19 protein-coding genes and 1 pseudogene are annotated in these 25,851 nt (G+C 74.2%); 9 read left to right on the top strand and 11 right to left on the bottom strand.

The annotated features are described in order from the left end of the window. The first annotated feature begins 43 nt into the window (after window positions 1-43). Entirely contained in the window at window positions 44-1,006 is a 963-nt protein-coding gene (locus tag ABZ836_RS06985; protein ID WP_356128122.1) for a YihY/virulence factor BrkB family protein, read from the top strand. Between the two features lie 47 nt (window positions 1,007-1,053). On the opposite strand, the gene ABZ836_RS06980 is transcribed toward ABZ836_RS06985, so the two are convergent. The 3 genes from ABZ836_RS06980 to ABZ836_RS06970 form a co-directional block, all read right to left on the bottom strand. Then, a complete protein-coding gene (locus ABZ836_RS06980; protein ID WP_356128119.1) occupies window positions 1,054-1,362 on the bottom strand; it encodes a type B 50S ribosomal protein L31 in 309 nt (102 codons plus the stop codon). Window positions 1,363-1,367: 5 nt separating this feature from the next. Further along, window positions 1,368-1,832: a DUF5709 domain-containing protein gene (locus ABZ836_RS06975; protein ID WP_356128116.1), complete on the bottom strand. Its 465-nt coding sequence runs from the start codon at window positions 1,830-1,832 to the stop codon at window positions 1,368-1,370. Between the two features lie 160 nt (window positions 1,833-1,992). Beyond that, window positions 1,993-2,451, bottom strand: a complete 459-nt coding sequence (locus ABZ836_RS06970) for a MarR family transcriptional regulator (protein ID WP_356128113.1) — start codon at window positions 2,449-2,451, stop codon at window positions 1,993-1,995. 113 nt (window positions 2,452-2,564) lie between these two features. On the opposite strand from ABZ836_RS06970, the gene ABZ836_RS06965 reads away from it, so the two are divergent. Then, window positions 2,565-4,367 (top strand): ABC transporter ATP-binding protein, encoded by a 1,803-nt coding sequence (locus ABZ836_RS06965; RefSeq protein WP_361140081.1) that lies wholly within the window; start codon window positions 2,565-2,567, stop codon window positions 4,365-4,367. Window positions 4,368-4,727: 360 nt separating this feature from the next. On the opposite strand, the pseudogene ABZ836_RS06960 reads toward ABZ836_RS06965, so the two are convergent. Continuing rightward, window positions 4,728-5,786: pseudogene (locus ABZ836_RS06960) on the bottom strand (NAD(P)-binding domain-containing protein); the annotation flags it as partial. Window positions 5,787-5,852: 66 nt separating this feature from the next. Between ABZ836_RS06960 and ABZ836_RS06955 the strand changes: the two are divergent. The 4 genes from ABZ836_RS06955 to ABZ836_RS06940 all read left to right on the top strand — a co-directional run bounded on the left by ABZ836_RS06955 (window position 5,853) and on the right by ABZ836_RS06940 (window position 14,279). After that, window positions 5,853-6,275, top strand: coding sequence for a secondary thiamine-phosphate synthase enzyme YjbQ (locus ABZ836_RS06955; RefSeq protein WP_356128104.1), 423 nt, complete (start codon window positions 5,853-5,855; stop codon window positions 6,273-6,275). 436 nt (window positions 6,276-6,711) lie between these two features. Beyond that, window positions 6,712-7,587, top strand: a complete 876-nt coding sequence (locus tag ABZ836_RS06950; protein ID WP_361140078.1) for a DUF4132 domain-containing protein — start codon at window positions 6,712-6,714, stop codon at window positions 7,585-7,587. Window positions 7,588-7,631: 44 nt separating this feature from the next. Next, a complete protein-coding gene (locus ABZ836_RS06945) occupies window positions 7,632-12,746 on the top strand; it encodes a DNA-binding protein (protein ID WP_361140075.1) in 5,115 nt (1,704 codons plus the stop codon). Between the two features lie 378 nt (window positions 12,747-13,124). Continuing rightward, on the top strand, window positions 13,125-14,279 hold the full coding sequence (locus ABZ836_RS06940; RefSeq protein ID WP_361140296.1) for an MFS transporter: 1,155 nt from the start codon (window positions 13,125-13,127) through the stop codon (window positions 14,277-14,279). Window positions 14,280-14,310: 31 nt separating this feature from the next. Here ABZ836_RS06940 and ABZ836_RS06935 read toward each other — a convergent pair whose 3' ends face one another. Then, complete coding sequence (locus ABZ836_RS06935; protein WP_361140072.1) at window positions 14,311-15,363, bottom strand: aldo/keto reductase; 1,053 nt, start codon at window positions 15,361-15,363, stop codon at window positions 14,311-14,313. A gap of 153 nt (window positions 15,364-15,516) precedes the next feature. Here ABZ836_RS06935 and ABZ836_RS06930 point away from each other — a divergent pair, with 153 nt between their 5' ends. After that, window positions 15,517-15,939 carry a MerR family transcriptional regulator gene (locus ABZ836_RS06930; protein WP_356128094.1) on the top strand — a complete coding sequence of 141 codons (423 nt, stop codon included), beginning with the start codon at window positions 15,517-15,519 and terminating at the stop codon, window positions 15,937-15,939. A gap of 17 nt (window positions 15,940-15,956) precedes the next feature. Here the strand turns inward: ABZ836_RS06930 and ABZ836_RS06925 are convergent, their stop codons facing one another. The 6 genes from ABZ836_RS06925 to ABZ836_RS06900 form a co-directional block, all read right to left on the bottom strand. Next, window positions 15,957-16,940 carry a succinylglutamate desuccinylase/aspartoacylase family protein gene (locus tag ABZ836_RS06925; protein WP_361140068.1) on the bottom strand — a complete coding sequence of 328 codons (984 nt, stop codon included), beginning with the start codon at window positions 16,938-16,940 and terminating at the stop codon, window positions 15,957-15,959. Next, window positions 16,937-17,683: a dipeptide/oligopeptide/nickel ABC transporter ATP-binding protein gene (locus ABZ836_RS06920; RefSeq protein WP_361140294.1), complete on the bottom strand. Its 747-nt coding sequence runs from the start codon at window positions 17,681-17,683 to the stop codon at window positions 16,937-16,939. The genes ABZ836_RS06925 and ABZ836_RS06920 overlap by 4 nt, the downstream gene beginning before the upstream one ends. A gap of 14 nt (window positions 17,684-17,697) precedes the next feature. Further along, complete coding sequence (locus ABZ836_RS06915) at window positions 17,698-18,768, bottom strand: ABC transporter ATP-binding protein (RefSeq protein WP_361140065.1); 1,071 nt, start codon at window positions 18,766-18,768, stop codon at window positions 17,698-17,700. Continuing rightward, window positions 18,765-20,603, bottom strand: a complete 1,839-nt coding sequence (locus ABZ836_RS06910) for an ABC transporter permease subunit (RefSeq protein ID WP_361140062.1) — start codon at window positions 20,601-20,603, stop codon at window positions 18,765-18,767. The genes ABZ836_RS06915 and ABZ836_RS06910 overlap by 4 nt, the downstream gene beginning before the upstream one ends. Window positions 20,604-20,685: 82 nt before the next feature. Continuing rightward, entirely contained in the window at window positions 20,686-22,179 is a 1,494-nt protein-coding gene (locus ABZ836_RS06905) for an ABC transporter substrate-binding protein (protein ID WP_361140059.1), read from the bottom strand. Between the two features lie 255 nt (window positions 22,180-22,434). Next, window positions 22,435-23,040, bottom strand: coding sequence for a lytic polysaccharide monooxygenase (locus ABZ836_RS06900; RefSeq protein WP_356128402.1), 606 nt, complete (start codon window positions 23,038-23,040; stop codon window positions 22,435-22,437). 227 nt (window positions 23,041-23,267) lie between these two features. On the opposite strand from ABZ836_RS06900, the gene ABZ836_RS06895 reads away from it, so the two are divergent. Together ABZ836_RS06895 and ABZ836_RS06890 are read left to right on the top strand one after the other, a co-directional pair. Next, complete coding sequence (locus tag ABZ836_RS06895; RefSeq protein ID WP_361140056.1) at window positions 23,268-24,035, top strand: calcium-binding protein; 768 nt, start codon at window positions 23,268-23,270, stop codon at window positions 24,033-24,035. 111 nt (window positions 24,036-24,146) lie between these two features. Continuing rightward, window positions 24,147-25,850 carry a DUF4157 domain-containing protein gene (locus ABZ836_RS06890; protein ID WP_356128076.1) on the top strand — a complete coding sequence of 568 codons (1,704 nt, stop codon included), beginning with the start codon at window positions 24,147-24,149 and terminating at the stop codon, window positions 25,848-25,850. Window position 25,851: the final 1 nt, after the last annotated feature.

Here is a 25,851-nt window from a genome sequence, read left to right as displayed (position 1 = left end):
CCAGCCCCGCACCGCACCCCACCGCGCGAGGAGACCTCAGGCCATGGGAACCGTCGTCCACGTCCCCCAGACCCGGGACATGCTCGGAGAGGAACTCTCCGGCGACGAGGCGCTCACCGCCCTGCGCGAGTACGGCGGGACGCAGCTGTTCCTGGACGCCTTCAGCCGCTTCCGGTACGCGGACGGCTTCACCAACGCCCGCGCGCTGGCCTTCCAGATCGTGGTGGGCGCGGTGCCCTTCACGGCCGCGCTGGTCGGACTCGCCACCTCCGCCCACACCGAGGGCATCGGCCGGATCATCGAACTCACCCTCGAACGGATCGTCCCCGGCACCAGCGACGACATCGTCCGCGAGGTGCTGGAGGGCGCCCGGCGCACCGCGCACGGCGGCGTGTGGAGCAACCTGGCGCTGGTCCTCGGCCTGGCGTTCGCGCTGCTGAACCTCGCCTCGGCCATGGGCCAGATAGAACGGGGCGCCAACCGCATCTACGGCGTCGAACGCGACCGGCCCGCCCTGCGCAAGTACGGGCGCGCCCTGGTGCTCGCCGGGGCGGCGGGGCTGCCCATGGTGCTCGGCTTCCTGGTGCTCGTCGCGGGGGACGCGGTCGGCGACGCGGTCGCGCGGTCCGCCGGCTGGTCCGGCGGCGCCCGGTGGTGGGACCACCTGGACCTGCCGCTCGGGCTCCTGCTGGCGTGGACCGCCTCCGCCGTGATCTTCCGGTGGTCCCCGCGCCGCCGGCAGCCCGGCTACACCTGGCTGGCCCTCGGCTCGGCCGTCCACCTGATCATCTGGGTGTCGGCGACCGCGCTGCTCGAGCTGTACGTGGGCAACACCGGCGGCTTCGGCGCCGTCTACGGGCCGCTCACCGCGTTCATCGCCCTGCTGCTGTGGGCCAACCTCACCGGCATCGCCCTGTTCCTCGGCATAGCCTTCGCCGCCCAGCTGGAGGCGGCCCGCGCCGGGCTGCACGCCGCCGTGCACCCGGACCCCGGCCCGGGGTCCTGAGGGACGGTGGCCCGCGGCGCGAGGCACTCGGGCCGGGTCGCCCCCGGTCAGGCGGTGTCGCCGCCGGCACCGCGGTCGTCGCCGGCACCCCGGTCGCCGCCGCCCGCGCCGGCCGCCCCGCCGTACCGGCGCTCGAACCGGGCCACGCGGCCCTCGGAGTCCACCGTGCGGGCCTTGCCGGTGTAGAACGGGTGGCTCTCCGCGGAGATCTCCACGTCGATCACCGGATACGTCTGCCCGTCGTCCCAGTCGATCGTCCGGTCGCTGCTCGCCGTCGACCGGGTGAGGAACGCGTAGCCGGCCGCCCGGTCGCGGAAGACCACGGGCCGGTAGTCGGGGTGCTTGTCCTTCTGCACGGTCCTCACTCCTCGTCGATGAGATGGACGGCCGCCTCCTCCGCCGAGGCGGCCGCTCCGTCGATGCCCACGTCACGGGCGGCCAGGACCGCCTCCGTGTCGCGGCGCAGGCCCTCGTCGGGCGCCACGAGCCGTCCGGCCCGGGCCGACCCGACCTCGGCGTCCAGCGGTTCCCCGTCGGTGTCCACGGAGTCGCCGATGCCGTCGCCGTCGAGTCCGAGGTCCGGCCCGTCCGGCACCTCCTTGGCCAGCCGCTCGTCCAGCGACTCGCCCCGGTGCTGCTCGGCCGCCGTCTCGCCCGTGTGCTCCACGCCCCACGGCTTCTCCGGCGGGGACCAGCCGCGGTCCAGCGGGTCGTCGACGTCGTCGGTCTCCAGCGTGTCCTCGACGTCGAGGAGACCGGAGTCGTCCTGGATGTCGGACGCGTCGGGCTGGTAGACGTCGTCCCCTGGTCCGTCGGCGATGCCCACGAGTTCCTCCCGCCGAGTAGCGGCCGTTCACACTGTCCAGCGTCCACCGGGGCCGGGGACCGCGCAAACGGCGGGGTGGCCGCGCAGCGTCCGTGGACCGCTCCCGAGGGCGTCCGCGGACCGCTCCCGGGCGCGTCCGGGAGCCGGCCCCGGCGCGTCCCTAGACGGCTCCCGGGCGGCCCGCGGGGGCGCCGTCGACGAGGGTGTTCAGCAGGCCTCCGAGCACCTCGCGCTGGTCGTGGGAGAGCGGCTCCAGGATCTCCTCCGCCGCCGCCCGCCGCGCCGCCCGCAGCTCCCGCAGCGCGGCCCGGCCCTCGTCCGTCAGCTCGATCCGCGTCACCCGGCGGTTCTCCGGGTCGGGCGCACGCCGCACCCGGCCGCTCGCCTCCAGCCCGTCCACCAGCGTCGTCACGGCGCGGGGGACCACCTCCAGGCGTTCGGCCAGGTCGGCCATCCGCGGGGGCGCGGCACAGGCCGCGAGGGCGCGCAGCAGCCGGGACTGGGCCGGGGTGATCGCCATCCCCCGCAGCTCCAGATGGCGCTTCTGGATGCGGTGGACGCGGCGGGTGAGGCGCAGCAGCTGCTCGGCGAGGAGCCCGTCGGAGTCGGGAGGCGTCATGCGGGCACGGTACCAGGACCATGTTCATTGTGAATATAGGTAACAGTGAGCTAAGCTCTTCGACGATCCGTGGTCCGCCGTCCTCATCGGCCGTCCTCATCCCTAAGGAGCCCATGCGTCCCGACCGCATCGACTGGACCCCGCCCCCGGCCGACCCCGAGCGGCCGCGGCAGGTCCGCCGCATCCTGCGCCTCTTCCGGCCCTACCGGGGCCGTCTCGCCGTGGTCGCCGTCCTGGTCGGCGCCTCTTCGCTGGTCTCGGTGGCCAGCCCCTTCCTGCTCCGCGAGATACTCGACGTCGCCCTCCCGCAGCAGCGCACGGGCCTGCTGAGCCTGCTGGTCCTGGGCATGATCGTCAGCGCCGTGCTGGGCGGGGTCTTCGGCGTGCTGCAGACCCTCATCTCCACCACGGTCGGCCAGCGCGTGATGCACGACCTGCGGACATCCGTGTACGGGCGGCTCCAGCGGATGTCCCTGGCCTTCTTCACCCGCACCCGCACGGGCGAGGTGCAGTCCCGCATCGCCAACGACATCGGCGGCATGCAGGCCACCGTCACCTCGACGGTCACCTCGCTGGTCTCCAACCTCACCGGCGTCATCGCCACCGTGGTCGCCATGCTGGCGCTGGACTGGCGGCTGACCGTCGTCTCGCTGCTCCTGCTGCCGGTCTTCGTCTGGATCAGCCGCCGGGTCGGCGACGAGCGCAAGAAGATCACCACCAAGCGGCAGAAGCAGATGGCGGCGATGGCGGCCACCGTCACCGAGTCGCTCTCGGTCAGCGGCATCCTGCTCGGCCGCACCATGGGGCGCGCCGACTCCCTCACCCGGTCCTTCGCCGACGAGTCCGAGAAGCTGGTGGACCTCGAGGTCCGGTCCAACATGGCCGGCCGGTGGCGGATGGCCGTCATCGGCATCGTCATGTCCGCGATGCCCGCGCTGATCTACTGGACGGCCGGTCTCGCCCTCCACCTCGGCGGACCCGCCGTCTCCCTGGGCACGCTGGTCGCCTTCACCTCGCTCCAGCAGGGCCTCTTCCGCCCGACGGTCAGCCTGCTGTCCACCGGCGTGCAGATCCAGACCTCGCTCGCCCTCTTCCAGCGCATCTTCGAGTACCTCGACCTCCCGGTCGACATCACCGAGCGGGAGAACCCGGTCCACCTCGACCGGATCAAGGGCGAGGTGCGCCTGGAGGACGTCGAGTTCCGCTACGACCCGCACGACGAGCCCGTGCTCGACGGCGTCGACGTCACGGTGCCCGCGGGCGGAAGCCTGGCCGTGGTCGGCACCACCGGCGCCGGCAAGTCCACCCTGGGGCACCTGGTGCCCCGGCTCTACGACGTCACCGGCGGGCGGGTCACCCTCGACGGCGTGGACGTCCGCGACCTGGACTTCGACACCCTCGCCCGCGCGGTGGGCGTGGTCTCCCAGGAGACCTACCTGTTCCACGCCACCGTCGCCGACAACCTCCGCTTCGCCAAGCCGGACGCCACCGACGAGGAACTCCACGCCGCCGCCCGCGCCGCGCAGATCCACGACCACATCGCCGCGCTTCCCGACGGTTACGACACGGTGGTCGGCGAGCGCGGGCACCGCTTCTCCGGCGGCGAGAAACAGCGCCTGGCCATCGCCCGCACGATCCTGCGGGACCCGCCGGTGCTCCTCCTCGACGAGGCGACCAGCGCCCTGGACACCCGCACCGAACGCGCGGTCCAGGAGGCCATCGACGCCCTCTCCGCCGACCGCACGACGATCACCATCGCCCACCGGCTCTCCACGATCCGCGGCGCCGACCAGATCGTCGTCCTCGACCGCGGCCGCGTCGTCGAACGCGGCACCCACGACGACCTCCTCCGCCTCGACGGCCGCTACGCCGCGCTGGTGCGGCGGGACACGGAGCTGGAGGCGACCGGGGGGTGAGCGGGGGACGACCGGGTCGCGGCGCCCGGGGCGTTCCCGTCGGGCGCCGCGCGAGGGCGTGACGCCCGACGCCCGACGCGCGGCTCCGCGGCTCCGCGGCTTCTCCCGCTCTCAGGCCGCCACGGCAGCGGCACCGCCCTGCGTGCCGGTGCCGCCCTGGGTGCCGGTGCCGCCCTGGGTGCCCGTGCCGTCCCGCGCGTCCGTGCCGCCCTGCGTGCCGGTGCCGTCCCGCGCAGCCGTGCCGCCCTGCGCAGCCGTGCCGCCCTGCGCGTCCGTGCCGCCCTGCACAGCGGCACCGCCCCGCGCGTCCGTGCCGCCCTGCGTGTCCGCACCGCCCCGCGCGTCCGCGCGGTTCCCCTCCAGCAGCCGCCGGACCTCCCGCACCGCCGCCCGGCCCGCCCGGTTGGCCCCCACCGTGCTGGCCGACGGCCCGTACCCCACGAGGTGCACCCGCGGGTCCGCCGCCGCCCGCGTGCCGACCAGCCGTATCCCGCCGCCCGGCTCGCGCAGTCGCAGCGGAGCGAGGTGGCCCACGTCGGCCCGGAAACCGGTCGCCCACAGCACCACGTCCGCCGCGAAACTCCGGCCGTCCGCCCATGCGACGCCCTCCGGCGTCATCCGGTCGAACATCGGCAGCCGGTCCAGCACCCCGTTCCGCAGACCTTCCCGGATCGCGTCGTTCAGCGGCAGCCCGGTCACCGACACCACACTGCGCGGCGGCAGCCCCTGCCGCACCCGTTCCTCGACCAGGGCCACGGCCGCCCGCCCGGCCTCCTCGTCGAACGGCCCCGCCCGGAACACCGGTGGCCGCCGCGTCACCCACGCCGTCGCCGCCGCGTACGGGGCCAGCTCCAGCAGGTGCTGCGTCCCCGACGCGCCCCCGCCGACCACCACCACCCGCAGCCCCGCGAACTCCTCCGGCCCCGCGTACCCCACCGTGTGCACCTGCCGGCCGCGGAAGGTCTCCTGGCCCGGCACCCTCGGCACGAACGGCCGGTTCCAGGTTCCCGTGGCGTTGACCAGGGCCCGCGTCGACCACACCCCGGCCGAGGTCTCCACCCGCAGCCGCCCGTGGTCCCCCTCCCGCACCGCCCGCACGTCCACGGGCCGCAGCACCTGGAGGCCGAACGCGCGCTCGTAGTCGGCGAAGTACTCCGCGATCACCTCGGACGACGGCCGCGCCGGGTCCGCCCCGGTCAGCTCCATGCCCGGCAGCGAGTGCATCCCGTGCACCTTGCCGTACGTCAGCGACGGCCACCGGAACTGCCAGGCGCCCCCCGGCCCCGGCGCGTCGTCCAGCACCACGAAGCCCGGCCCGGGCGTGAACCCGGCCCGCCTCAGGTGGTAGGCCGCCGACAGCCCCGCCTGCCCGGCGCCCACCACCACGACCTCGGTCCCACGTTCACCCTGCTGCTCCACACCCCTGCGAACGACCGGGGGCCCGCCTCTCTTCCCCGGCGGCCCGGATGCGTCAGGATGGCCGGCATGTCAGACCGTTTCAGCACCCGCGTCCTGCAGATCACCACCGGCTCCTCCGAGCGCGTCGCCGACATCACCCGCGACTGCGAGGAGTTCCTCCGCGAGGCCGCCGCCGGCCGCGACGGCCTCCTCAACGTCTTCGTCCCGCACGCCACCGCAGGCGTCGCGGTCATCGAGACCGGCGCCCACAGCGACGACGACCTCCTCGCCGCCCTCCGCGACCTGCTGCCCGCCGACGACCGCTGGCGCCACCGCCACGGCACCCCCGGCCACGGCCGCGACCACGTCCTCCCCGCCTTCGTCCCGCCCCACGCCACCCTCCCGGTCATCGGCGGCCGCCTCGAACTGGGCACCTGGCAGTCGGTGTGCCTGGTGGACACGAACGTCTCGAACCACGACCGGCAGGTGCGGTTGAGCTTCCTCGGGTAGGGGTGCCTCCTCCGCCGCCACTCTCCGTCTGCACCCTCCGGCGGGCCCGCCCGCCGGAGGGATGCGCGCGGCGCCGTCGGCGTGTGGCCGGTGTCCGGCAGAGGCGGTTCACCACGTCCGCGCCCACGCACTTCACCCGTCCCAAGGGCCCCGTACGCAGCCATCGCTCACCGCCGTGCACGCGCGCACCTGGCGGAGCCGTCACCGAACAGCGGGCCGCGCCCGTGGCACGGACCGACTGCCCGTCGCGTCGGCCACCACCCGGCCCCGCCGGAGCGGCCGTCCCACCTGCGACCGCACACCACGGTCACCCGCCTGGCCGAGGGCTGTCGGTGGGTGTCCCTAGTCTTCCGCCGTAGTCACGGCGGGGCATGGCGTGCCGACCTGGTCGCCGGACGCGCTGTGCCGGATCCGAGTGGGAAAGAGGCGGGAACCGATGGGCTGGCTGGTGGCGGGCGGTACACATGAAGTCGCTCTGGTAGGGGGGCGGGTGGTGGCCCGGACCCGGTCCGCGTCCGCGGACTCCCCGCCCGGACGGGCGGGGAGCGTGCCGGAGGAGATACGGGACCACCCCGAGGTGCAGGAACTCCAGCGGTTCGCCGAGTGGCTGGAACGGCATGCCGCCGAGTGCGCGGCGCAGGTCGACAACTGGATGGTGTCCTCCCTGCCGGTACCGGCCGGCCTGCTGGCCCGGCTGTGGCCCGACGAGGCGTGGCGGTCGGTGCTGCGCGACATCGTCGTCGTCGGCGACGACCCCGCCGAGTTCGGCCTGCTGCGCGACGCCGACGACTCGGGTGAACTGCGGGTGGTGAACCTGGATGGTGAGACCGTTCGCCTGGCTCCCCGCACGGTGACGATGCCTCATCCGGTGCTCCTCCCGCACCTGGAGGAACTCCGTTCGTTCGCGGTCGGAGCGGGTGTCGTCCAGGGGGTCGAGCAGCTCCACCGTGCCACGTGGCACAAACCCGACGGGATCGACGGCGGAACCGACGCGATCACCGAGTTCGCCGGTGCCGAGTACCGCTCGTGGTTCCACCTCTCCGCCCGTGCCACGTCCCTCGGCTACAAGATCTCCGGCGGCAGCGTCGTGGACCGGATCCGCGACGCCGGGCGCATCGTCACCGCAGAGGTCGGCATGAGCAATCCCTACACCGAGGAGAAGGCCTGGACCGGCAGGCTGACCTGGAGCGACGAGGACGGTCACCGGCGCCTGCCGCTGACCGATGTCGGCCCCGTGGCCTGGTCCGAGGGCATGCGCATGGCCGCGGCACTGCACGCCGGCCGCACCCCGACCACGGACGGCGCCGCGTGAACGCGGACGACACGGCAGCAGGCACACCCACGAAAGGCGCACGCATGAACGACCCGATGACACGGAACGCGGCGCCGGCGGACCCGGAGGAACTGCTGCGCGCCGGCGCCGTACTGCCGCCGGGCACCGCCGGGGCGGGCGACCGCGCCGTGCCCATGTTCACCCAGGCCTACCGGCATCCGGGCCTGGACGGCCGGATCGTCGTGCGCCTGACCGCCGCGGAACAGTCCGAGGGCGCGCGCACCGGCTTCCTCGGCCTCGAACCCGATGGCGAGCCGGTGGAGGTCGGCCTCGGCCGGCCCCGGGCCCTGGGCTTCCCCGAATGGGTGCTGGTCCGTCACCCCTCGGACGGTCATCTCGCCATGTCCCTGATCGACGAGATGAACAAGGTCGCCCGGAAGGCGAAATCGAGCCCGAAGAGGGCCCGTGCGGCCTACGAGTCGATCGGGGAACGGCTCGCCGCATCCGTACCGCACTTCCTGCCGACCTTCTACGAGCAGGCGGGCCGGGTGTTCCTCGCCGCCGACGAGAAGACCTACGCGTCCCTGATGTTCGTCAACGCGCGCAAGGCCGAGACGGCACACGGGCTGCCCTTCGACGAGGCGCGCATGGACGCCGTCTTCCTGGAGTTCTCCCTGGCCGACGCCGTGCCGACGAAGGTCCTGTCCAGCTACGCCAAGGGACTGTCGTCCCGGGTCCCGGTCGAAACGGCGTTCCGGCACCTGCGCGGGCTCTTCGTCCGGCTCGCGGCACACGGACTGCCTCCGTCGAGCCCGGCCGCGGCGGATCTGCGCCGGCTGGCGAAGGCGGTCGCGGGCAGGAACGCCCTCGCCGAGGAGGTCGCGTATCTGCGCGAGATGCTGGTGCTGCCCGGCACCGTCAAGGCACCGCTCGGCTGGTGGAAGGCGCACCGCGCCGCCCTGCTGGAACTCACCCGGCGGGAGCCCGCCTTCCGCGGCACCCTGCTGGGCCTGATGCCCGCGGAGTGGGAGGGCGCGGAACTGTCCCAGTGGCTTGACCTGCTGGAGAAGTCCGGCGCCACCGCCGGGCTGTGCGACAGCACGCTCCCGGCCGACGTGCGGTCCCCCGACGGTACGGCCGGATGGATGCGGAGGTTCCTCCAGCTGTGCCGTGCGGACCGCCACCAGCTCGCCCCGGCGGAGCTGTATCCGCTCGTCGATCGTATGGCCGACACGCTGCGCACCGAACTGGACGCCACCGGGGACACGTTGCCCCCTCCGGTCGGTGACGTGGACCTCCTCGACCAGCTCCTGTCCCTGCGCGTACCGCTGGCGGAGCCCCAGGAGCACCACCGGCTCGGGCTGGACGCGTGGGCGGCCCGCGAGGGCCGGCGTGATCTCGCCGCGTTGGAGGCCGACACCCGCTTCCGCCCGGCCTTCCGGCGCGGTTGCCCCGAGGACGACTCGGCGCACCACAGGGAGACCCTCCTCGCCCTGGCCGGGTCGCCCGGTGGGCGACCGATGCTCGCCGAATGGGTGGGGGAGGTCGGCCGGACGTACATCGCCGCGGAACTGCCCGGATTCACCAACCATCCCAGGGCTCTGCGCACGCTGAGCTGGCTGCCGGGAGAGGTGCTGGCGGTCGCCGAGGAGGCGGTACGGGAGGCGCTCGCCACCGGCGTCGCCCCGGCACTGGCCCGCGCCCTGCGCACCGGCATCCTGGACGAACTGGGCTGGCCCGCCTGGGAGGAGGCGGTGGGTTCGCGCGAGCGGGCCGGGTCGGTCCACATCGCCGACGCCTGGCCGTACCTCGTCGTACTGGTCGGCACGCAGGTCCGCGTGATCGGGGCGGAGGGCACCGTCCTGACGCACGAGTTGTGCCTTCCGCCGGACGTGGCGGGCCGGCCCCACCGTGTCGACTGCCAGTACGTGGACGGCGAACTCTTCGTCCGGTGGTACTCGTCCTCCGCCTCCGGGTGGCAGGGCTACTGGCACCGCAGCGCGGACGCGCCGCCGATACAGGTCGAGAACTCCGAGCACTCCGGCGTCAGGGAGCTGGGTGCCCGGGACGGATCCGTCGAGGGCATGTCCCCTGTCTCCCTCCCGCTCCCCGGGGGCGGCCGGACCACCGGTCACGGAGTGCTGCGCCGAGGGGACACCGTCGTCCCACAGCGGCGGCTGGTGATCGGGGACGGCACGTCGTACTGGGTGTGGGCGAGGAACCGGGCCGGGAACGGTGACAGCGCATGGCACGCCTACGACCCGGTCGGCGACACGCCGGGGGAACCCGGAGAGCCGGAGTGGTTCGGCGAGGGCGTGCGCGCCGCACCGGAGGGAAGCGTCCTGGAGTCCGGCTGGCTTCGGCCCGCTCCCTCCGCCGTACCGGGGCCGATGTGCGCGCCCGTCGACGGAGTCCTCGGCTGGCGTGTGGTGAAGCGGCCCGACGGCTCGCGGCGGTGCGAGGACCTGGCCGGACGCTCGGTGCCCGGGCCGGCCGACTGGGACAGGGTTCCGCTGCACGCGCTGCGGTTCCCCGGCGCCGACCGGACGCTGGCCGTGGTCAAGAACTGGTACGGCATCCAACTGCTCGACGCGGACGGCACGGTGGTCGCCCAGGCCCGGCAGGCCGGAGATCCAGGCCCCTTCGCCACGGGTACCGCGCCGCTGCCGCCCGTGCGCTACTGGCATCTGCTGCAGCCCCGCGACCCGCAGGGCTCCGCGGCGCTCCGCCGGATCGACGAGGAGACCGCGGCGGCCCTGCTCACCGGAGCCCTCGCGGAGGGGCCGCGGGACGCCGGGAACCAGGAGGCCGGGAACCAGGAGGCCGGAAAGCGGGATGCCGGGAACCAGGACTCCAGGACCCAGGACGCCGGGACCCAGGGCGAGCCGAGGACGGACGACCAGGACCTGGTGTCCGGACTGGTCCGCACGCTCCTGCCGGAAGTCGGCCACCCGGCACTGCGCACGGGAATCGCCGGGGTGACGCGGTTCGCCGCGGAACAGCAGCGCGTCCTGGACGCGGCACGCGCGCGGCTCGACGCGGCGATCGCCGGAGGCACCGGGCGCGAACCACGGCCCGAAACACGCCCCGAACCGGGCGACGAACTGCTCGAGGCCGCGCTGAACGGCGTCGGCCTGACGGGCCGGGGCACGTTCGCCCGCTACACCCGCTACTACTCCTCCGCCCACGACCTCTACGGCCTGCCCCGTCTGCTGGCCCGGTCGATGCGGAGCCCGGCCGAGCCGGCTCCGCAGGGCCTGGGCCACGTCGAACTGGTGCGGCAGAAGCCGCTGGAGAAACTCGACGCCCTGGCCCTGCCGGAGCTGCCCGCGATCCTGGCGTTGCGGGCCGGCTCGGAGTGCACCGTGGAGGAGCACCGGGAAGCGCTGGACGCGTTCCTCGACGTGTTCGACACCCACGGGCTCACGGAGCTCGACCCCGACCACTGGCGCCGTGTCCGGCTGCGGCTGGACCGGAGCCGGCTCCAAGGGCCCGACGCGCCGAGCGGCACGAGCGAGGAGACCGTGCTGCAGCTCGCGGGCGGCGCGTTCCTGCTCTTCCCTTCCCGCCCGTACCACTTCCTCAAGGAGTGGGACTCCGGTGAGGACCCCGGGGGTGTCCGCTTCGGGGCGCTCCTCCACGATCCGTCCGGACGGTTCGAGGTACCCGAGCCGTACACCCTCATCGCCTCCGGACCGTTCGTACCGCGGCCGACGCGGGCGCCCGGCTGGGCGGCGGCGTTCCGCGCCACGCTCGCCGAACGCGGACCGGCCCCCTGGTTCCCGTCGGCCGCCGAGGAGTTCGCGCGGCTCACCGGTGTCACGCCGACCATGGCCCGGTTGGTGGTCGCGGGCCTGCCCAGGATCGACGACAAGCGCGAGGCGGTGCCCCCGGCGACGCTGAAGACGATCGGGGTGACGTCGGCCGACGCGCGCGTGGCCAAGGACGAACTGATGAACCTCGACGCGGGTGCCCGGCAGGCCGTCGTGGCGGCGCTGCTTCCCACGGAGCCGGCCCGGCTCTGGACGGACGGCCCTGACGCCGCCCGCGCGGCCGAGATCTGGAACGAGCGGGTGGGCCGGCGCACACCTGTCCCCGAAGAGGTGCTCCACGACGCGGTCCGCACCGTGGCGTCCCCGGGGTGGGCACCCTCCGCGGCACTGTACGGCTTCGTCGGCATGGCCACCGAGCCCCGGCTGACCCGGGACCTGACCTGGCGGTTCGGCCGCTACTCGCTCGAATCCGCCGAGCAGACGCCCGGTTTCACCAACGACGTCCTCAAGGGCTCGGTGGCGCTGGCCGCATGGCTCGCCCACCGCCTCCCGGCCGGCGACCGGATCCGGGCCGTCCTGCCCGGCGTGCTGACCGCGCTGCGCGACCGGCTGGCCCACCCCGGCCTGCTGCTCCACCTCGACCGTCGGGTCGACCGGGAGGCGTTCCGCAGCACCGCCGGCGACCCCGCCGAAACGGGCGAGGGCCACGTGCGCCACGGCGCGGTCGTGCTGGGCACCGTGGGAGCCGAAACCGTCGCCGCCATCCGGCCCGCGCTGCTGGACGCGGCGGGAACCGACCCGCACCTGTCGGCGCTGTCCGCCGGTGAACGGCCCAACGCCCAGGAGACGGCGCTGCGCCTGGTCCACGACCAGGCATTCGCCCGTCTGCTCGCCGACCCCGGGGACCCGGTGGCGGGTGAGCGCGACGCGGAAGGGCAGTGGTGGCCGCAGGACCCCGCACGCTCCGTACCCGACCTGGTCGGCGAGGCGGCCGAGCGGTACGGCATCGGGGAGGACGCCGCGGTCATCTATCTGATGCTGCTCGCCATGCCGGACCCCACCGACCGGAACACCGCACGCTGGACCGGCTGGACCCAGCGGCGCGGCGGCACGGCCCGGCTCCGTGCCGCCCGTGCCGAACTGGCCGCGACCGACCTCGTGGTGGAAGGCAGCCGCTCCAAGGCCGGACGCTCCCTGTTCCTGCCCGGCGGCTGGACCCGGCTCGAGATCCCGCACCTGCCGCTGGAGCGGTGGAAGGTGCCGATGTACGGCCCGCTCGAAGGCGAGAAGCCCGTCCTGGGCGTCGTGGTGCCCACCCGGCCGGTCGCCGTTCTCTACCGTGAGGCATGGCGGCGGATCCAGGACGGGGACAGGCCGCAGCTGGAGGAACTGGAGGTCCCGCAACCGCGAGGGCGCCGCCGCTGAGCCCCGTCCCGACGGCGGGGACGGCCGTGGCGTTCACGCCCGACCGTCCCCGTCCGCACGGGTGCACACCTCCGGGAGTCCGGGAGGGGCAGCCCCCCGACGCGCCGGCGGATCAGCGGGGCGGCCCCCTATTCGTCGGACGGATGGCGGCCATAGCGGAACCCGATGGCGCGAAGGGTGGGCAGCGCGGCCCGCGGCCCGCATAGTCAAGGGCATTCCGCGCCCGGTTTCCGTGCCGTCCTCGTCGGCCGTCTCCACCGGGCGCCGCTTTCGCCCCTCTCCTACTGGAGCGCCGTGATGCCCGCTTCCGTCATACCGCCCTCCCGCGACCAGGCCCCCGACACGGCTCCGGCCGGACGCCTTCCCGCCGTGCTCCTGATGGCCGGAAGCTGTCTGCCCGTTCTGGGGGCGGTGCTCCTCGCGCCCGTACTGCCGCGCATGCAGGACCACTTCGACGACGTGCCGGGCAGCGCCGCGCTGGTCCCCATCGTGCTGACCGTCCCCGCGCTCGCCCTCGCCCTGCTCGCCCCGTTCGCCGGGATGATCGTCGACCGGCTCGGCCGCAAGCGCCTCCTGGTCGCCGCCACCGTCCTGTACGCGCTCTTCGGGACGGCACCCCTCTGGCTGGACTCGCTCCACGCCATCCTGATCAGCCGCGTCCTCGTGGGCATCGCCGAAGCGGCGATCATGACGGCCTGCACCACCCTGATCGGCGACTACTACAGCGGTGAACTCCGCGACCGCTACCTGGCCCTGCAGACCATGTGCGCCTCCGCCTCGGCCACGGTCTTCTTCGTCCTCGGGGGCGTGCTCGGGGCCGCCGACTGGCGCGCTCCGTTCTGGCTCTACGCCGTCGGCCTGCTCATCGCGCCCCTCATGGCCCGCGCCCTGCCGGCGCCCCGTCCGACGGAGCACGGCGCCACGAGCGGGGCGCCGCTCCCGCGACGTCCGTTCCCTGTCCGGCGCATGGCCGGCGTCTGCCTCCTCACCGTCTTCGGCGCCGTCGTCTTCTACACCGTGCCCGTCGAGATGGCCTACCTGCTGGACGACCTCGGCACCGACTCCACCGGCACCATCGGCGCCGTCACGGCGGTGGCGAGCGCCGCGACCGTCCTCGGCTCCGTCCTCTTCACCCGTCTCTCCCCGGACCGTCGCCACCGCCTGCCCGCCCTGCTGCTGCTCTGCGCCGCGGGCTTCGTGCTGATGGGCCTCGCGGACAGCCTCCCGCTGCTGATCGTCGGCGCCGTCGTCAACTGCGTCGGCACCGGCCTGCTGCTGCCGTCGCTGGTCACCCGGGCCATGTCCCTCCTGGAGTTCGCCGACCGGGGACGCGGCATGGGCCTGTGGACCGCGGCCTTCTTCCTCGGCGAGTTCCTCTGCCCGCTGGTCCTGCTGGCCGGCAAGGAACCGGCGGGCAGCCTCGCCTCCGCCGTCGCCCTCCTCGGGGTGGCCACCGCGGTCCTCGCCGCGGCGCTCCTCACGGCGGCCCGCCGCCCCGTGCTCGCCGCCTCACCCGGCGGTGCGCGGCCGTGATCCGGCTCGTGCCGACGGGCCGTCGGGAGACTCACGCCGCCGGTCTGTCGTCCACGGGGTAGCGGCGGCGCAGGACCGGATCGGTGAGCGGCCGGGGGCGCCAGGCCCCGTCCGGCGCGTACAGGTCGGTGCCCGGAGGCACGATCTCGTCGATCCGGTCCAGGGCGTCGTCGTCGAGGACGAGCTCGGCGCCCTTCAGCACGTCACGCAGCTGCTGCCGGGTCCGCGGACCGACGATCACGGAAGTGACGGCCGGATGCGCGAGGGGGAAGGCCACCGCCAGTTCGGGCAGCGTGCAGCCGAGGCCGTCCGCGACCCCCACCAGTTCCTCGACCGCGTCCAGCTTGGCCGCGTTGACGGGCAGCGCCGGATCGAACCGGGCCGGGGTGAGCGCCGCTCTGCCGCTGCTCAGATCGATCGGGCCGCCCTTGCGGTACCGGCCGCCGAGGAACCCGGACGCCAGGGGACTCCACGTCAGCGCGCCCATGCCGAGCCGCCGCACCACCGGCAGCACGTTCGTCTCCACCCCGCGGGCGAGCAACGAGTACGGCGGCTGCTCGGTACGGAACCGCATCAGGGCGCGGCGTTCGGCGACATGGTGCGCCTCGACGATGTCCTCCGCGGGGAAGGTGGAGCATCCGAACGCCCGGATCTTCCCGTCCCGCACCAGGTCGGTCAGCGCCGACAGGGTCTCCTCGACGTCGGTCGTGTGGTCGGGCCGGTGCACCTGGTAGAGGTCGATCCAGTCGGTGCCGAGCCGCCGAAGGCTCTCCTCCACCGCCGTGACGATCCACCGGCGCGAGTTGCCACCGCGGTTGCGTCCCTCGCCCATCGGGAAGTGCACCTTGGTCGCCAGGACCACGTCGTCCCGGCGTCCGCGGAGGGCCTTCCCGACGACGACCTCCGACTCGCCGGCCGAGTACATGTCCGCGGTGTCGAGGAAGTTGACGCCCGCGTCGAGCGCCGCGTGGACGATGCCCGCGCAGTCGTCATGGTCGGGGTTGCCGACGGCGCCGAACATCATCGTCCCGAGGCAGAACGTGCTGACCTCGATGCCTGTCCTGCCGAGGGTGCGGTAGCGCATGGCGCGACTCCTTGCCGGGGGGAGGGATTCGTGCGTCGCACGAGGGGACGTCCGGGCGGACTCGCCGCCCCGACGACGGTGACCCTAGAATCTGGAGTCGGCTCTAGATCAAGTGCCGCACCCGGACGGGCCGGTGGGCGGAGGCGGGGGAACATGCCGGGACCGGCGGACGGGCTGAGCATCGGCGAGGTCGCGCGACGCACGGGGCTGTCCGTGCACACCCTGCGGTTCTACGAGCGTGAGGGCGTCCTGCTGTCCACACCCGCCCGGCGTGCCGGCGGACAGCGCGTCTACACCGAGGACGACGTCGCCTGGCTCAACCTGTGCGTCGTGCTGCGCGGTTCCGGCATGCCCCTGCCGGACATCCGGCGCTACACCGACCTCGCCCGTGAGGGGGCTGGCACCGAACACGCGCGGCTCGCCCTGCTGCGGGAGCACGAGGCGCGGGTGGCCGGGCAGATCGCCGAGCTCGGACGCGGTCTGGAACTGATCCGGCACAAGGTCGCCGTCTACGAGGATCTCGTCGCCTCTCCTGCCGAGCCCGGCGCCACGCGTGGCCCGGGCACGGCGAAGTAGGCCGGGAGCGGCTGGGGCTACGCGCCCGAACGGCGGGCCAGGGCGGCGAGCTCCGCGCCGGTGGAGACGGTGAGCGCGCGCATGCCGTAGAAGAGGCGTCCGGTCACCGGGGAGAGGACCGGGGTCCGGCGTCCGTCCGCCGGATCCCGCACGTACCCGAGCACGCCGCCGGCCGCGACGTCGTCCCCGGCGGAGAGGGCCGGGTACCACAGGCCGGTGGCCGGCGCGGTCACGGAGGCCGCCCACGTCCACGCGCGGACCGGGCCCGCGGGGGGCGCCGGATCCGACGGAGCCACGACCTCCAGCACGGACAGCAGCCCCAGCAGCCCACGGCTCAGCCGGTCGGCGGCCTCGGGGTCCCGTTCCCCGAGCCGGCCGGACTCGACCAGGACCGCGGGGACACCCGCGCGGGCGGCCGCCGCGTGGCTGTTGCCGCCGCCGGCGTCGAGACCCGCGATCACGTCGGCGATGCCGATGCCGTGCGCCATCGCCGTCGTGCGGCGGTCGAGCCCGGGGTCGCCGGTGAGCCGGTGGCCGACGAAGTCGCGCAGGTCCTCGTCGATGCCTCCGGAGTGCAGGTCGACGTAGGCGTCGGCGCCGGCCAGCAGGTGGGTGAAGTGCCAGGCGGCCAGCCGCTCGGTGGGCAGGCCCCCGGCATCGCCGGGGAAGACCCGGTTGATGTTGACGCCGTCGAGCGGCGACGCGGCCAGCCGGCCGTCGTACACCGCCGGCGGGTTGGCGACCGGGCAGATGACCACCTGGCCGTGGACCCGCCGGGGATCCAGGAGGTCCGCGAGGCGGGCGGCGGCCTCGATGCCGGTGAACTCCCCGCCGTGCATCCCTGCCGTGAACACCACGCGAGGTCCGGGGTGCGCCCCGTCGACCACGACGAGCGGCACCTCGACGGCGGTGGTGCCCAGCTCGACCCGGATCCGGCCCCGGACGACGCGGCCGGGCTCCGGGCGCAGCGGGGCGAGCGTCCAGGGGGCGGAGGTGGTCATCGGACGGCCCTTTCGTTCCCGGAGACCGTGGACGGCCCAGTGGAGTACAGCTCGCGTGCGGGGAGGGTGCTCACGATCCTGCCGTCGCGCAGGGTGGCCACCCGGTGGGCGAAGTGGCGGACGACGGCGAGGTCGTGGCAGATGAACAGGTAGCCGAGGTGCAGGCGTTCCTGCAGGTCGGTGAGGAGGTTGAGGATGCCGGCGCGGACCGAGGGGTCCAGGCCGGAGACGGGCTCGTCGAGCACCAGCAGCCGCGGTCCGCTCGCCAGCGCCCGTGCGATGCCGACCCGCTGGCACTGACCGCCGGAGAGTTCGTGCGGCCTGCGCCCGCCGAGACGGACGTCGAGGCCCACCGTGTCGAGGAGTTCGTCGACGCGGGCCGGGCCGGTGTCCGGGTCCCACCGGCCCTGCACGCGCAACGGCTCCGCGATCGTGTCGCGGATGCGCAGGCGCGGGCTGAGCGAGCCGTAGGGGTCCTGGAAGACCGGCTGGACGGCCGGACGCGTCGCCCGCAGGGCCGCCGCGTCCAGGGCGGCCAGGTCCCGGCCCTCGAACAGCACCTGCCCGCTGTCGGGGCGGCGCAGCATGAGGACGGCGTTCGCGGTGGTCGACTTGCCGGCGCCGGAGGGGCCGATCAGGGCCAGCGTCTCACCGGCCGCGATGTCGAAGGAGACCCCGTCGACCACCGGCCGGGTCCCGCGGCGGCGCCCGCGGGAGGGATGGCGGACGGTGAGGTCGCGCACGCTCAGCAGCGGGTTCACGCGGAGCTCTCCTCGCGGAACAGGTCCCGCGCGGTGGCGGGCACGTCCTGGTGGCGGTGGCAGGCCACCACGTGGTGGGCGGGGTCGTCGTGGCCGGCCGTTCCCGCGACGGCCGCGGGTTCGGGGGTGTGCGAGCGGCAGCGGGCGTCCGTCAGGGGGCAACGGGCCGCGAACGCGCAGCCCGTCAGGGTGGCGAGCTCCTCGGGCGACGGCGGCGCCCCGTGGATGACGGGCAGCCGCCGGTCGGTCACCGGCTCGTCGGGAGGCAGCGAGGCCAGCAGCCCCGCGGTGTACGGGGCGCGGGGCCGGGACAGCACCGTGCCGACGGGGCCGGACTCCACGAGCCGGCCCGCGTACAGGACCAGCACCCGGTCGGCGTGACGGCGGACCGCGGGCAGGTCGTGGCTGATCAGCAGCAGCGCCGTGCCGGAGGTCTCGCGCAGGGAGCCGAGGACTCCCAGGACCTGGTCCTGGCTCTCGGGGTCGAGCGCGGTGGTCGGCTCGTCCGCGACCACCAGATCCGGCTCGTTGACGGTGGCCATGGCGATGACGGCACGCTGCCGCATGCCGCCGGAGAACTCGTGCGGATACGCGCGGGCCCGCCGTGCGGCGTCGGCGATACCGACCCGGTCGAGGGCGGCCACCGCCGCGGCCCGCGCGGCACGGCGCCCGAGGCGGTTCACCGAGCGTGCGGCGGCGGCCAGTTGGTCACCGACGGGATGCACGGGGCTGAGCACGGACAGGGAGTCCTGGGGGATCAGCGAGATCCGCCGCCCCCACAGACCCGCGAACGCCTTCCGCCCGGCCGGGCCGCCGGTGCCGGGCAGGACCTCCGCGTCGTGGATCCGGACACTGCCGGTGACCCGGGCATCGGGCGGCGCCATGCCGACCAGGGCGCGGGCGGTCAGCGACTTGCCCGCTCCCGACTCACCGGCCAGCGCGAGGATCTCGCCCGCCCGGAGGTCGAAGGAGAGGCCGCCGACCGGCCGGGCCGCCGGCCTCGTGCGACCGCCGGGGAAGGTGACCGACAGGTCGCGCACGGAGAGCAGCGAAGAGCGACCGGTCACGCGGTCACCTCCTTCACGGGAGACGGGTCCTGCACGGCGGAGGGGTCCGCCACGGAAGACGCGTCCTTCATGGGGGAGGCGTCCTTCGCGAGGGGCGCGTCCGCCACGGCCGACGGGCCGAGGGTGCGGCGGGAGACGGTGAGGGCGGAGAGGGAGACCGCGAGGCCCGCTAGCAGGGCGAGGGCCACGGCCGGAGCGAGCGCCGCCCAGGGGGCCCGCTCGATGTACGTGCGGGACTCGTCGAGGAGCAGGCCCCACTCCGGGGCGGGCGCCTGGGCGCCCAGGCCGAGGAATCCGAGGGAGGCCAGCGCCAGCGCGATGCCCGGCAGCCGCAGCACCGCGTGCCGGGCCACCGGTCCGGCCACCGACGGCAGGACGTGCCGGGTCAGCACCCAGAACTCCGTGGCCCCGATGGCCCGTTGCGCGGACAGGAACCCGGCGGAGCGGGTCTCCTGCACCAGCGCGGAGGCGTGCGCGGCCAGCGGCGGCCAGGAGATCGACGCCACCGCGAGCGAGGCGCCCACCGTGCCGGGGCCGACGGCGGCGGCCACCAGGATGCCGGCGATCACCGGCGGCAGGGCGTTGGCGACGTCCGCCACGCCCGCGGCGAAGCGCGGCAGGAAGCCGATGACCAGGGCGAAGACATAGCTGAGCAGACAGACCAGCCCGGCCACCCCGACGGTGTCCCGGGCACCGTGCCCGAGCCGGGCCAGCACGTCCCGCCCCAGACCGTCCGTGCCCAGCGGATGGGTCCACGACGGAGGCATCAGCCGGGCCGCCGTGTCGACCGTGAAGGGGTCCCGCAGCATGCCCCAGACGGTGACCAGCGCCAGGACCGCCGCGAGGACCGCGGGCACCGCACGCCCCACCCGGCCGGTGGAGGCGCGTCGCGGCGCGGGCAGGGCGAGCGCGGCGTCCCTCAGGCCGGGGCCGAGCAACCGCGTGCGCGACACCTGAGCGGCGGCACCGGCGGCGAGGCCCAGCAGCAGCAGGGCCAGCACCGCGCCCTGCAGCAGCGGAAGGTCCTGGGACTTGGCGGCGCCCAGCGCGGTCCGGCCGATGCCGGGCACCGCGAACACCGTCTCGACCGCCACGGCGCCGCCCGTGAGGCCCACGGCGACCAGCCCGAACTGCGGCGCCACCGCCGGGAGGGCACGCCGCAGCACCGCCCCGGCGATCCGCGGGGAGGAGACCCCGGAGGCCCGCCACAGGCCGGTCCACCGCTCGCCGGCCACGGCGGGCACGGCGTCGTCGACCAGCCGGCCCAGCAGACCGCCCGCCGGGAGCCCCATGGCCAGGGCCGGCAGCACCATGGACTCCGGCCCCGTCCAGCCCGAGGTCGGCAGCGCCCCCAGCCACACCCCCAGCACCAGCAGCCCCACCGTGGCCAGCAGGAACTCCGGGACGGAGGCGAGCACGGCGGCCGGCGCCCCGGTGCCGGTGCGGCGCAGCGTTCCGCGCGCCGCGCGGACCACCGTGCCGGCGCACAGGGCGGTCGCGACCAGCAGGGCCACGACCAGGGACACGCTCATCAGGGACAGCGACACCCGCAGGGCGCCGGCCACCGACGGCAGCACCTCCGCGCCGGACACCCAGGACGAGCCGAGGTCGCCGCGCAGCAGCCCCGCCGCCCAGCGGGCCAGCAGCGTCGACGGCCCGGCGTCCAGGCCGAGGTCCTCCCTGATCGCGTCGAGCGCCTCGTCGGTCGCGGCCTGCTCGGCGGACCGGGCGCGCAGCACGCTCAGTGCGGCGTCGCGCCCGGACAGCCAGGGCAGCAGCCCGATGACGCCGATCACGGTCACCAGCGCGGCAGCGCGCGCGGCGGCGGTTCTCATCCTCTGTCCTGTCCTGCTCGATCCTGTGTGCCGGTGCTCCGGCGCTCCCGTGCCGGTGCCGCGCGGACGCGTGTGGCGGTGCCTACCGGCGATGGGTGTCGGCGGTGACCAGCAGACGCTCGCGCGGGTCCTTCGCGGAGCCGACGACGTCGACGGCGTCGCCCTGGATCACCCGCTCGTGCAGCATCGGGATCGCCGCGTCGCTGTTCAGGACGGCGGTCTCCGCCTCGAGCACCGCCGCGCGCCGGGCCGCGCCGGGCGCCGTGGTGTTCGCCTTGTGCAGGGCCTTGTCGACGACCGGGTCGGCGAGCTGGGAGAGGTTGAACGTCCCCTCGCTCCCGAAGTCGCTGTAGAGGTAGGCGGCCGGGTCCCCGGAGTCCAGCACCGTCGCCCGGGACAGGACGAACGCGTCGAACTTCCCGGCGAGCGCGTCGGACTCGATGTTGGTGTACTCGCGGATCTCCAGCTCGACCGTGAATCCGGCCTTCCGCAGCTGCTGCTGGAGCGTGGCGGCGACCTCGGGAAGCTCCGCGCGGTCGGTGAAGGTGCCGATGGTGATCCTCCTGCCGCGCGGATCGCCGGCCTCGGCGGGCCTCGTGCGGCCCTGGCGCTGGTCGGCCCAGGGGACGGCGGGGCCGAGCAGGCCCTCGGCGACGTCGGCGCGGCCCTCGTAGACGCCGTCCACCAGGGCTTCGGCGTCGATCGCCTCGCGGGCGGCGGCCCGCAGCGCGGGATCGGTGAAGGCGCCCCGTTCGGTGTTCAGGTAGAGCGTGTTGGTGCGCGGCATCGGGACCTCGGTGATCTGGTCCTCCTCCAGCAGCGACGCCTGGGAGACCGGGACCGACTCCACGATGTCCGCCTCGCCGCTGCGCAGGGCGGCGGCCCGGGCGGTGCCGTCCGGTACGAACCGCACGTCGATGCCGGGAGCCTTCGCCCGGCCGCCCCAGTAGTCCTCGTTCCGGTCGAGCGCGGCCGAGCTGGTGCCGTTCACCTTCCTGAGGACGAACGCGCCGGTGCCGGTTCCGACCGGGTTCACGGACCGGCCCTCGTACGCCTTCGCGGAGAGGATCGACAGCTGCGGGGAGGAGAGCCGGTGGGGGAGCAGCGGGTCGCCCTCGCCGGTGGTGACGGTGAGGATGTCGCCGTCGGCCTTCGCGGTCAGCTCGACACCGTCGAGGATGCGGGGCTTGGGGGCGGCCTCGGCGGCCTCGGTGAGGGAGCGGGCCGCGGCCTCGGCGGTGAACGCGGTGCCGTCGTGGAACGTCACTCCCTCCCGGACGGTGAAGGACCAGGTGCGCTCCCCGGACCGCTCCCACTTCTCGGCCAGCGCCGGCTGCGGGTCGCCGTCGGCGTCCAGGGTGACCAGCGTCTCGGCGGTGCTCCACCGGGACAGCTTGAAGGCGTCGTCGCTCAGCGGGGAGAGCCCGGAACGGGGTGGCTGCATCATGACGACCCGCAGCCGGCCCCCGTCACCGGAGGCGTCGTCGGTGGCGGGCCCGGCGGCGAAACAGCCGGTGAGCAGCAGGGCGGCGGCCGCGGCCACGGCGAGGGAGGGGGAGGGCTCGGGGATGCGCACGGAGGATCTCTATCTACGTCAGGGCGTCAGGGCGTGACGGCGTGGGGGAGGACCCCGGGGCACGCCGTCGGGGACTGGAGAAGGACTATACATAAATGGTTATCGTTTCCAATAAGAGGGTGCGGTGCGGGCGGCACGCGAAAGCCCCGTCGGGCGGGGTGACCGCTGGGGTCCCCCGTCCCGACGGGGCCGGGTCGGCCGGGCGGTGGATCACCGCCGCCCGGCCGGGGCTGATGCCGTGTGCGGTGCTTCGGCTCAGCCGAAGTTCACGTCACTGCACCACATGTACGCCTGGTCCAGGTGCGAGGCCTGCCAGATCACGAACAGGATGTGGTGTCCGGTGTAGCCGGAGGTGTTGACGTTGAACCGGATGTCCTGCGCCGGGGCGTAGCGGCCGGTCTGCGTGATGAAGTCGAGGTTGCCCCAGCCCAGGGTCTGGGTCTTGGGGTCGAAGCCCTGCTTGCTCACGTAGACCTTGAAGTAGTCGGCACCGTGGGACGCCTGGTCGTGCAGCTGGACCGTGAAGTTGCTGCTGATGTTGGTCGTCTTCCACGCGCCGGGCTTGTTCAGGCTGGCGTTCCTCGACAGGTTGTTGCTGCAGAGCGTCCCGTCGGGGGTGCGTGCCTGGAACTGGCCGCCCAGACCGTCGCGGAGGGCGCTCATCCAGTTCCACATGGTGTCGGCGTTGGCCTGGAACGCCTGGTAGCACATGGGGTCCTCGGTCTGCATGGCCGGGCTCATGTGGTTGCTGCCCCACGTCTTCCAGCACTGGTAGGCACGGGAGGCGGGGTTGACGATGGTGCCGTGGGCCTGTGCGGGGGTGGACCAGGCCAGTGCGCCGGCGACCACGGCGAACAGCATGACGAGCGCCTGGAGGGGCCGGCGGAGCGCCGACCGTGAGCGCCCGGGTAACGGACTCTTCTCGCGCATGTGGGGGGACTCCTTCCATGGACAAAGCTATGCTGGGAGCGCTCCCAACGCTACGACTTCTGCCTGAAATGTCAACGACACAAACGGAGTTGGTTACAAGGGCGCCGCTGAGCAGGGAGTTGCGCCGGTCCACCGCCACTTCACCGAGACGAGGTCCCATGAACCGAAACCGAGCCGCCGTCGGCGCCGTCGCCGTGACCCTGTTATCCGCCGGCCTCGCCGCCGGCCCGGCCGCCGCCACCACCACCGGGGCGAAGGCCCGCGTCGCCGCCGACTGGACGACCCAGTCGATCGTCTTCACCGCCGCCCCCGGTCAGGCCAACGACCTCAACGTCTTCGCCATGTACACCAGCGACGGGATCCGGCGGATCGGCTTCCGCGACGTGGTCCCGCTCGAGCCGGGCGAGCACTGCGCGCACTCCAGCGCCGAGGACACCACCTCCGTCGTCTGCGAACTCCCCGCCGACAGCCCCCGGCCGGACAGGATCGACGTCCACCTCGGCGACGGCGACGACCGGATCGCCGCCTTCACCCCCGGGGTCGGCACCGTCAGCGGCGGCGCCGGGGACGACGAACTCCACGCACACACGGCACGCACGGTGCTGGGCGGCGCGGGGGACGACATGGTCATGGGACCCGCGGCCCTGTACGGCGGCGACGGCATGGACCACCTCATGGGTGACGGCGACGACCAGCGGATGTGGGGCGGCCGGGGCGACGACATGATCGAGGGCTACGGCGGCGACGACATCGTGTACGCCGGCTCCGGCGACGACCACGTCATGGGCGGGGACGGCCGCGACATCGTCCTCGGCGGTCCCGGCGACGACACGCTGCACGGCGAAGGCGACGACGACCTGGTCTGCGGCGGTTCCGGCAAGGACGTCCTCGAGGGCGGGGACGGCCGTGACATCGTCCTCCCGTAGGCACGCCTCACCTGCCCGAAGGCCCTGACCCCGGCCCGGGCCCGCGGCGCCGACGCCGTCGCGGGCACCGGGCCGTTCACCCCGTAACCGGACACACGAGAGGAAGCGGCCATGCGTGCCGACCGACAGCAGCGCCTGGACAGGCCGGACGAGAAGCGGACGCCTCCCCGGCAGGCCGAGCAGGCCCCGGCCCTCCTCGAAGGCGGCCCCGCCGCCGCGCGCACCGGACCGATGTCCCCCGCGACCGCGCGTGCCCTCCAGCGGACCGTCGGCAACGCCGCGGTCGTCCGGCGGATGGAACGCGAGCGCCACCGGCACGACGCGGACTGCCGTCACGCCACCGCCGTGCAGCGGCTGGCGTACGACCAGGAGCCGGAGACCGACGGCGTCGCCCGGGCCGACGCCGTGACCCGCGCCGCGGGCAGCCCGATGCGGCCGGACGTCCGGCGCAGGATGGAAGGCGATTTCGGCGGCGAGGACTTCGGTGACGTCCGTGTCCACGTCGACCGCGGGTCGGCCGAGGCGCTCGGGGCCAAGGCGTACACCACGAAGACCAACCGGATCGTCTTCCGCAGCGCGGCCGACATGGACGACCACACCTTGCGGCACGAGTTGCAGCACGTCCGCCAGCAGCGGGCCGGGGGCGTCCCCACGGGTGTCAGCGACCCCGCCGACGCCCTGGAACGCGACGCCGAGAGCACGGCGGCCGAGCTCGGACGGCAGGCGAGCAGCGTGCAGCGTTCCGCAGCCCGGGAACACCCCACCGCACCCGCCGCACCGGGGGCGGCCACGGCGGCCCACGCCGGCGTCGTGCAGCGCGTGCTGTCGAAGACCTCGCAGGCCTTCTTCCAGAAGTGGGCCGGAGAGGGCAGCCCCCGTCTGAACCCGGAGCAGAAGAACTGGGTGTGGAAGAAGCTCATCGAGATCAACAGGAACGAGATGGCGGTAAAGCGGCTGACGCCCGAGAAGGCGTTGGAGCAACTGGCCGAGCGCGATCTGACCCCGGCCGCGATGGACGCGGAGATCGGCAGCGCGTCGACGGCGCAGCAGGCCGCGCCGCCGGAGTCCATGGAGCAGTACCAGGAGCGGGCCGAGGGCGCGGTGGGCGACGCCGATCGCCTCTGGCGCGAGCGTCAGCCCGACATGCCCAGGCTGGAGACGCGGACCTTCGACATCGAGGGCCTGGGCCGGGGAACCGTCGCCATGCTCAGGAGCGCCTCGGCACCCAAGCACCCCGGCATGCTGGCGTGGTTCTCGCACGGCTACGAGGACAAGCATCCCGTCGCCGTCGGCACGCCACGGCAGTACGGCTTCGCCGTCCGGTCGGAGCAGAGCCTGAACCGGGTCGGGGCCGACGCCGAGATCTTCGCGTCGCTGCCCGACGCCCTCGCCAACGCCGGGGTGGAGCCCACCGGCAACGCACCGGGCGAGTACGTCCAGCCCCACCACGCCACCGAGCTCTCCCTGGAGATCGACCGCGTGATCGGCCTGGTGGACCACTGCGACGTGGCGGTCCTGCTGGACTTCCAGTGGTCCGACCAGGTCGCCGACGCCTTCGCCGAGGCCAGGAAGGCCGAAACCCCGCCCCTGGCCGTCATCGTCGACCAGGCCCAGGCGCTCAGCAGGTACACGTCGCTGCTGATCTACGCCTGCCGGACACCGTGGTCGGTCAACGCGGCGGCGGAGGGCAGCAGCAAGCTCAAGGCGAGCCTGCAGAAGGAGCTGATGAGCCAAGGGCTCTCCGCGGCCGAGGCGCTGGCGAAGGCCCAGGAGAAGTACGAAGGCTCCCCCCAGCGGGGCAAGGTCTACCCGTGAC

The organism is Streptomyces sp. NPDC047130, from assembly GCF_040643475.1.
GTDB lineage: Bacteria > Actinomycetota > Actinomycetes > Streptomycetales > Streptomycetaceae > Streptomyces.
The sequence above is the reverse complement of the archived record's forward strand: the minus strand, read 5'-3'. Positions and strand labels throughout refer to the sequence as shown.